Annotated in this window: 7 protein-coding genes and 1 tRNA gene; 4 read left to right on the forward strand and 4 right to left on the reverse strand. The window is 35.8% G+C overall.

The annotated features are described in order from the left end of the window. Positions 1 to 15 precede the first annotated feature (15 nt). The 4 genes from ACJMLH_RS05905 (at position 16) to ACJMLH_RS05920 (ending at position 4867) form a co-directional block, all read left to right on the forward strand. Positions 16 to 125 (forward strand) — tRNA-Met (locus ACJMLH_RS05905). 120 nt (positions 126 to 245) lie between these two features. After that, entirely contained in the window at positions 246 to 1412 is a 1167-nt protein-coding gene (locus ACJMLH_RS05910; RefSeq protein ID WP_405275689.1) for an aldo/keto reductase, read from the forward strand. Between the two features lie 342 nt (positions 1413 to 1754). Further along, positions 1755 to 3110: a type I glutamate--ammonia ligase gene (gene glnA, locus ACJMLH_RS05915; protein WP_405275691.1), complete on the forward strand. Its 1356-nt coding sequence runs from the start codon at positions 1755 to 1757 to the stop codon at positions 3108 to 3110. A gap of 74 nt (positions 3111 to 3184) precedes the next feature. Further along, positions 3185 to 4867 carry an NrpR regulatory domain-containing protein gene (locus ACJMLH_RS05920; RefSeq protein WP_405275693.1) on the forward strand — a complete coding sequence of 561 codons (1683 nt, stop codon included), beginning with the start codon at positions 3185 to 3187 and terminating at the stop codon, positions 4865 to 4867. On the opposite strand, the gene ACJMLH_RS05925 is transcribed toward ACJMLH_RS05920, so the two are convergent. The 4 genes from ACJMLH_RS05925 to ACJMLH_RS05940 all read right to left on the reverse strand — a co-directional run. Then, the gene (locus ACJMLH_RS05925) at positions 4868 to 5158 is read right to left on the reverse strand and encodes a DUF2097 domain-containing protein (RefSeq protein WP_405275695.1); all 291 of its coding nucleotides are present in this window, start codon (positions 5156 to 5158) and stop codon (positions 4868 to 4870) included. Positions 5159 to 5277: 119 nt separating this feature from the next. Continuing rightward, a complete protein-coding gene (locus tag ACJMLH_RS05930) occupies positions 5278 to 5568 on the reverse strand; it encodes a DUF2097 domain-containing protein (protein WP_405275697.1) in 291 nt (96 codons plus the stop codon). 38 nt (positions 5569 to 5606) lie between these two features. Then, positions 5607 to 6482: a formylmethanofuran dehydrogenase subunit C gene (locus ACJMLH_RS05935; RefSeq protein WP_405275699.1), complete on the reverse strand. Its 876-nt coding sequence runs from the start codon at positions 6480 to 6482 to the stop codon at positions 5607 to 5609. 2 nt (positions 6483 to 6484) lie between these two features. Further along, the coding region (locus ACJMLH_RS05940) for a formylmethanofuran dehydrogenase subunit A (RefSeq protein WP_405275701.1) at positions 6485 to 7673 on the reverse strand (1189 nt) is incomplete at its 5' end.

Here is a 7673-nt window from a genome sequence, read left to right on the forward strand (position 1 = left end):
ATATATTTGTTAGATGCCGGGGTGGCTCAGCTGGTTAGAGCGCACGGCTCATAGGGTAATAAAGCAGTGCTCTGACTTATTCCTGGGATACCGTGAGATCGCGGGTTCGAATCCCGCCCCCGGCATCATATATCCCAGGAATTCCCATCTTAACTACTTTTTTTAAAATATCTTTTTCAAATCATAACAATTTTATAGTTTTAACAATTAAAATATTCTATGTTAAGCTAATTGAGGATTTGAAAATGTTATATAATACACTTGGAAAAACAGGACTAGAAGTTTCAAGACTTGGTTTTGGAACTATGAGACTTCCAACATTTGATTCCAATGACAACATCAATACTGAAGAAGCGTCTAAAATGCTTGAATATGGAATCGAAAATGGAATTAATCTCATAGATACCGCATACCCTTACCACAGCAAAACATTAGAGGGAAGCGGCAATAGTGAACGATTTGTTGGTGAATTTTTAGCTGAAAACGGCTATAGGGATGAAGTATATATCTCAACAAAATCCCCGTCATGGGCAATTGAAAGCAAAAGTGACTTTCAGATGTATCTTGATGAACAACTCGAAAAGCTCCAAACAGATTATATAGACATTTACTTACTTCATTCACTAAACGTTCCGGATTGGGAAAAGGTTAAAAATTTTGATGTCCTTGATTTTTTGGATGAATGCTTAAGCAGCGGCGTTGTAAAGCATGTCGGATTCTCTTCACATATTGAAGTGGACTACCTAATCGAAATCATTGACGAATATCCTAAATGGGAAGTTGTTTTAACCCAGATGAATTATTTTGATGAATACTACCAGTCAGGAATCATGGGCCTGGAATATCTGAAAGGGGTGAATATCGGAAGCATGATTATGGAACCTCTGCGCGGAGGCAGACTGGTAAACAATATCCCTCCATCTGTTCAGGATCTTTGGAACATGGCTGAAGTTAAAAGAACACCTGTCGAATGGGCTCTGCAATACCTCTGGAACAGGGATGATGTTGACTGTGTTTTAAGCGGCATGACCAGTTTGGAGCAGGTGAAAGAAAATATCGAAATAGCTTCGAAAATCGATAAGATCAGCGATTATGATGCTGAAATCATCAGGGAAGTTGCAAGAGAATACCGCAGCTTTGTAGGCAACCGCTGTACCAGATGCGGCTACTGCATGCCATGTCCGGAAGGGGTGGACATCATTAACTGTTTAACAGAATATAATATTGCAAACATGTTGAACGACCCTAAGGCCAGTGCAATGCAATATTTCACATTGATTGATGATGATTCCAGAGCGGACAGTTGTATTGACTGCAAGGAATGCATACCGTTTTGCAGCCAAATGCTGAACATTCCTGAAGAGCTTCAGAAAGTTTATGAATACTTCGGCAGTGATTTTGACCATTTCTGAGGATAACAGTCACATTTAACATTGCGAAAATTGGTCCCGGTTAAAAATTGATTTTAATAATTAGCACCATTTTCCATAGTGCAACCTAAACAATAAGTCAACTTTTAACCTATTTTTTATTCATATTTAAACAAAATACTATTGATTTTTAAAAACAATGTGGAAATATCCACTAAAAAAAATAAATCTTATACATTAATATATGAAAAATTACATAATACCTATTAATTACTATTTTTCAAAACCTTTATATATCATGAGGTGGAAATATATTTCCAAGGTAGGAAGATATTTTCCGACTACTTTTTATTTCAATATTATCAAATATTGGAGCTTGATTCGATGAGTGATATTAACGAAGAAAAAATGGAAAGAATAATCGAACAAATGGTAGAAGATAATATTAAATTTATCCGTTTACAATTTGTTGATATTAATGGTACTGTAAAAAATATTGTTATTCCATTCAATAAAGAAGATATGGAAGATTTATTTAATGAAGGAATGTTATTTGACGGATCCTCTATTGCAGGATTTGTTGGAATCAATGAAAGTGACCTTGTCTTAAAACCAGACATAAACACCTACTCAAGATTATCATGGAGACCTGAAGAGTCTGCAGTATGTAGATTCATTTGTGACGTATGGACTCCGGAACATGAACCATTTGTAGGTGACCCAAGAAGCGTACTTAAAAAATCCTTAGCAAAAATCGGAAAAATGGGACTGCAATACAACATCGGCCCTGAACCTGAATTCTTTATTGTAGACATTGACGAAAACGGATACCCAATGCCATACGACGAAGCAGGTTACTTTGATGTGGAACCATTAGACAAAGGACCTGACTTCAGAAGAGAATTAACCTTAAACTTAGAAGAATTAGATTTCGAAGTAGAAGCTTCTCACCACGAAGTAGCTCCTGGTCAAAACGAAATTGCATTTAAATTTAAAGATGCATTAAAAACTGCAGATGCTGTAATTACATTCAAACAAGCTATTAAAGCTATTGTAGATAACATGGCAACCTTTGACCAACTTGATTACAGAGTAACATTCATGCCTAAACCATTCTTCGGAGTGAACGGTAGTGGTATGCACTGTCACCAATCTGTATTTAAAGGCGATAAAAACCTATTTTCAGACCCTGACTCTGAAACAGGCCTTTCAAAAGATGCTCTTCACTTTATGGGAGGATTATTAAAACATGCTCCTGCAATAACTGCAATTACCAACCCTATTGTAAACTCATATAAACGTTTAGTACCAGGTTATGAAGCTCCAGTATACAGAGCATACGGTCTTAAAAACAGATCCGCATTAATCAGAGTTCCGGCTGCACGTGGAAAAGCAACCCGTATCGAATACAGATCACCGGACCCTGCATGTAACCCATACCTTGCATTTGCTGTAATGTTAGAAGCAGGTATCGATGGTATTCAAAATAAAATCGATCCTGGTGAACCGATAGAAGAAAATATTTACACCATGACCGAAGAAGAAAGAGAAGCAAAAGGAATTAAAGTTTTACCATCCAGTTTATGGGAAGCTTACCATTCCCTTGAAGAAGACCCACTCATATTAGGCGCTTTAGGAGACCACATCAGTGAAAAATTCTTAGAGCTCAAATATCAAGAATGGGACGAATACCGTGTTCAAGTATTTGGATACGAACAAAGGAAATATTTAGATATCTAAATCTAAATATTTTATTTTTTTATTTTGAATTTAATGATAAGACCTATGATTAAATTTAAAATAGGGGCTATTTTATGTCAGAATCCGAACACAGAATGATAGAAATTTTAAGGATATTAAATGCGCAGGACAAACCAACAGGTTCTAAACTGATAGCTGATGAGCTGAAAAACAAAGGCTATAACCTTGGTGAACGTGCAGTCAGATATCACATGCAAATATTAGATGAAAAGGGATATACCGAGAGAATGGGATATTCCGGAAGACAGATTACAGACTTGGGTCGTGAGAAATTAGAAAAAGGTTTGATCTATGACCAAGTTGATTTCATCCATTCAAAATTTGAAGAAATGATTTATTTAACTGACTTCAACTATATGACACAAACCGGAAATGTTGTCGTGAATACATCAACAATTTATAACGAAGAATCGATTAATATACTTAAAGAAATTTTTGAAAGTGGTCTTTCTGTTAGCCCTTACGTTAATTTAAATAGAGTTAGAAACAAGGATGAAATCGAAGTGACCACAATATGCGGAACAACAATCGATGGAATACTTTTAAATGAAGGAATTCCTTCACAATTGCAATATGGAGGACTCCTAAAAATAGAAAATCATCATCCTACAACATTTACAGAATTGATATCCTATAAAAAGACATCCATTACCCCGCTTGACGCATTTACTAATGCCAACCTGACATCAATTTTGGACGTAGTAACAAAAGGGACAGGAATCATACCTGCAAACTTCAGACTGATACCTGGAATTGGAAGAGCCAAAGCAGTAGACATAATCAACAAGCTGGACAAAATAGGTATCGGTGGAATAATTGACATATCCCAGGAAGGAGAGGATATTTTAGGAATACCTGTACCTGAAGGAATGGTTGGAATAGCTATTGTCGGTGGAATAACACCATTTTGTGCAATCAAAGAGCTGGGAGATGAAATTGACATAAGAATAGCAGAGGAAATCAGAGATTTCAAAACATTATCACCAATTACATCAGAAATAAAACCTGCATTAAAACCTGCAGGAACTGTAAAGCAGCCTAAAATACCGTTTGTACTTTCAAAATCATGGAATCTGATTCAACAGGTTAATTTTGATGTTGAAAAAAGAAAAGGTGACATAATATCAAACGTATCCTACATCAACAGAGAAAACGTGGATGATGCACTGAAAATTATGGAAGATACCTATAATTCAAATCCAAAATACATCAACCCATACTATAAATTTATAGACCATCCAACAGATGAAAATAAATTAGGAATAGCTACAATCTGTAGTTTAAGCATTGACGGACTTTTAATAAACAATGGAATAATGTGCAATCCAATATACAGCGGATTACTCGAACTTACAGAACCACCGCTATTCATTGATTTGATATCATATAATGGAACAACAATAGATCCCCACAAGATATTCATATCAAAGAATATGACTTCCATATCAGCAAATTACGGAACTAAAAAGATATTAGCCAGCTTTAAGGAAATTCCGTATGTTGCCCGTGAATATGCAGTTCATCTTTTAGATATCCTGAAAAATACAGGATTTTCAATATATAAAATTGGAAAACCAAGGGAAGTAACATATAATGCAAAAGCAGACAATTATAACTTTGGTGTTGTAGCCGGTGGTGGGCTTAATACTATCGGTGCAATAAAAGAAAAAGGAATACCTATTGAAGTTAAATCTGCGGAAAAATTAATTCCATTTGAAGAAATGGATAGATTGTAGTTACAATACACTAACTACAACTTCTTCTCCGTTTTTAGGATAATGGATAAATTCTATTATGTCTTCTTGAACTTCATACACATCTATTTCAACTGTTGCCCCCAAATCACTTTCATCGAGCAGCACCAGCATTTTGAATCCCGGTTTGTCAAAATATTTAGAGAAATCCATATTTAAAACTTCACCTTCAGCAAAGATTCTGTTATATGAAATTTCTATCCTATCATGAATTTTTACATGCTCTTTTAAATAATTTACAGCTTCTTCGGTAGTTAGTTCTAAATCTTTCATGATAATCACCACTGTAAAAGATAGTTATCCCTCAACCTATATAAATGTTTGTATATTAACGAACAAAAAAAATTTTTGGTAAAAATCCAAATAAGAATAAATATTAAAAAAGAGTGAAATTATAAAATTTCAATAATAAGTTCTTTATCGTCAGTAATATGACGCAATTCAATTAAATCATCAGCAATTTCTTTAAAATCAACTTCAACACATTGATTTAAAATTTTACCAGTTAATTGAAGTCCAACTCTAAAACCTTCACCTGTTACTTCATCTTCTTCAGTGAATCCTAAAACCTCTCCCGGAGCAAAAATACGGTTATAAGAGATTTCTAAAAGGTCCCCAACTTCAACTTGAGTTTTAACATATTCCAATGCTTCATCAAAAGTCATTTCAACTTCTTCTTCCATTATATCGCCTTCAAAAAAAAGAAAAAAAGAAAAAGGAATTATAAATTCCTGTATTCTCTGATTGAAGTATATTCGTCGTCTAATTCGCCGTAGGAAGCTAATTTTTCTTTGTTAGCTTCAGCGCCTAAGTAAAGGTTACCTTTACCGTTAAGACCAATATCTCCAGTGTAGTGAATATATTTTCCTTCAAATGTAGTTCCTTCAACTTCAGGATCTACTACGATACCATTGAGAACAAATCCTTCGAGTAATCTACCGAGGAATCCGTGGATAACAATGTTACCGTTTTTCATTTGACCACCAGGCCAACGGTTTACGTCACCGTCAATTTCAATGAGACCTTTGGTCATGTGAATACCAGCTAAGATATCACAGTTACCTTTAACGTGAATTCTTCCACCAGTTAAACATTCACCACATTGTTTACCAGCGTTACCGCCAACAACAATTTGTCCTCCGGTCATACCTCTCCATTCACCGATGTATGAAGCACCGGTAAATTCTTTGGTATTTCCTTCAATTTCAAGGTATCCTCCAGACATTTCTCTTCCAGCGTGAGCAGCTGCGTCACCTTTAACTAAAATAGATCCACCGGACATTTCTGCACCTACGTGTAAATCTACACTACTGTTACAAACGATGTTTCCAGCACTCATTTTACAACCGATGTATTTTACCCTGTTTAAGTCTCCGTTGAGAATCATTTCAACTTCAGCAGGACTGTTAGCTTCTCCTTCTACAGTAATGTCGAAGAAGTCAGTGATTGGGAACCTTGAGTTTCCAATAGGAACTTGGTATTTAGCGAAATCTGCTTCAGTCCAGGTATAAATTTCATCAGGAATTAATTCATCAAATTCTAAAGCGATTGATGAAGTTTTGATTTGATCAAATGTAATTGTTTTCAAATTAAACACCCCTATTTACCATCAACGTCTACTCTAATTGGGTTAGATACATAGTGGTCGTGTACTGGGTAGTTTTCCCATTTAACTGAGTAGTATTGAGTAAAGAATGGCATGATGTTGTTGATAACTTTTTGTTCGTTTTGTTCCCATCCTTTTACGTTAACCCAAATGTTTTGACTTTCTTTAACTTTAACGATTTCTTTATCTTTAACTAAGATTTGACCATCTTTAATAGTGTATTCAGCAACATTGAAACCTTCTTCAATTGCAGCAGCTTCTCTGGATGGGTCAATATCATTAGGATTTATGTCATATACAGCAATGTCTGCTCTGTATCCAGGAGTAAGTGCACCTCTGTCGGTGAATCCGTAGATTTTAGCAGGAGCAGCTCTGGAAATAGTTGCAATATCGTAGAAATCGTATTCTCTGTCGAGAGTAGCAAGGGTAGTTCTTTTTTCTGCCCATTTGTGTACTTCTCTGTTTTCGATCATTTCCATTCTTCTTTGGTTACTCATCAACCAGGAGATGATTCTAGGATATCTGGTGTATGGACCTGCGTTAGGGTGGTCAGTAGTTAAACATACTTGCCATGGGTTTTTAATTCCTAAGAACAATTCTAAACCAATAGCCCATTGTAATGTGTTAACTGGGTTTTTACCAGAGTAAATACATGGAATAATACCTGCTGCGGTTTCACATTCAATATCCTTGTTGGTCCATTTAAGACCGGATAATTTGAACAAGTCATATTCCATAGGAGCGTCTGCAGTCATTGTAGTGGTTTCATCTAAAGTTACTTGACCTACGTCACATGTAATGTGGTCATGTTTGTTGATGTAGTCTGCAAGTTCAGGTGCAGCAGATCCAGCATCTTTCCAACTGTTACCAGTGTAAGAGTGGAATTGTAAGTGAGTAACGTGCATAACTTGGTCTCTGATTTCAGCTGCTTTGGAACCTTTTTTAACACCTTTAACTGCATCCATAGTTTCAAGGGTTGTGGTGTAGTTACCTGGGTGTCCTAAATCGTTAGGGTGAATGTGAATAGAGTGAGGTAAGTTTAACATTTCGTTAGCTTCTGCTAAAGCAATGATAACTTCTTTGGAAGTTACGTCAAAGTATGGTGCTTTATCATTTACACCGTGTACGTTCATACCCCATCCCCATGCTTCACTTCCACATGGGTTTACGATTTTGATTCCG

Source organism: Methanobrevibacter sp. (assembly GCF_045116495.1).
Taxonomy (GTDB): domain Archaea; phylum Methanobacteriota; class Methanobacteria; order Methanobacteriales; family Methanobacteriaceae; genus Methanocatella.